The sequence below is a fragment of the Holdemania filiformis DSM 12042 genome, assembly GCF_000157995.1.
In the GTDB taxonomy this organism is placed as follows: Bacteria; Bacillota_I; Bacilli_A; order Erysipelotrichales; family Erysipelotrichaceae; genus Holdemania; species Holdemania filiformis.
In genome coordinates this window covers 1-846 of record NZ_GG657583.1, presented here as the reverse complement: position 1 = coordinate 846, position 846 = coordinate 1, and the positions used below count along the sequence as shown (strand labels likewise).

Annotated in this window: 1 protein-coding gene; it reads right to left on the bottom strand. The window is 46.2% G+C overall.

What is annotated here, in order from left to right; genetic code table 11:
* Positions 1–593, bottom strand: a 593-nt coding sequence (locus tag HOLDEFILI_RS18085; RefSeq protein ID WP_244264352.1) for an Rpn family recombination-promoting nuclease/putative transposase, incomplete at its 3' end; no start/stop codon positions are given.
* Positions 594–846: the final 253 nt, after the last annotated feature.

Below are 846 nucleotides of genomic sequence, written 5' to 3'. Positions count from 1 at the left end.
TCCCGTTCCTCACGGATCTCTGAATTCCGCATCATTTCTCTGTCCAGCCGCTTTGTTTCCCACATGTACTCAATCATACTCATCGGAATCTCCATCATTTTCTCCACCGCCCTTCTGCATCCTTCGTCGATCGCCATGATCGCTTGAATCCACGCCGCTTTGTCCGGATCGCCGGCGAATTTTAATACGATGCGCCACCGGTCCAGCGGCGTTAAATCCTGGACTGGAATCCGCTGTAAGCGTTCCACTCCTGCTAATTCAATAATACTCACTTGAATGTGTTTTGTCAAGGTTCTTCCTGTTTTCTCTCCGACTAAATAAAACACATCGCTGCTCACCTCCGGATCGTCAAAAAAGCGGAAATTCGTGATCATGATCACGCGCACCGGCCGCAGTTCCCGATAATCCTTTCCCTTTGTTCTCTGCCCGGAAAGCAGCCGCGATAAATAGAAAACGATGCGGATTCCCTGCTCCTCGGGATTTCCGTTTCGCTGGATTTCCAGATCAAAATAAATCTTCTCGTTGATCACGCCGCAGATATCATAACGAATTGCTTTGTCGTCAGGATGCCCTGCTTTTTTCTCACCGGGCAACAACCGTACTTTCTAAAATCAGGATCAATCGCCTGAAAAAAACTCGACAGACAGACCTCATCTTCAGGATCGCCGATCACCGCTTTAAAGACCCAGTCGTCCATTAAAGAAATCGTTCTTCTCTTTAGTTTTTTCCGTTCTCGTAGATCGATGGACATTCACCCACCCCCTCTACTTGTTAATATTGCGGTAATTTCAAAAAAGCCTTCCTCTTTTTCATGAAAATTCACTTTTTTTCGACAAAATCGCAAAA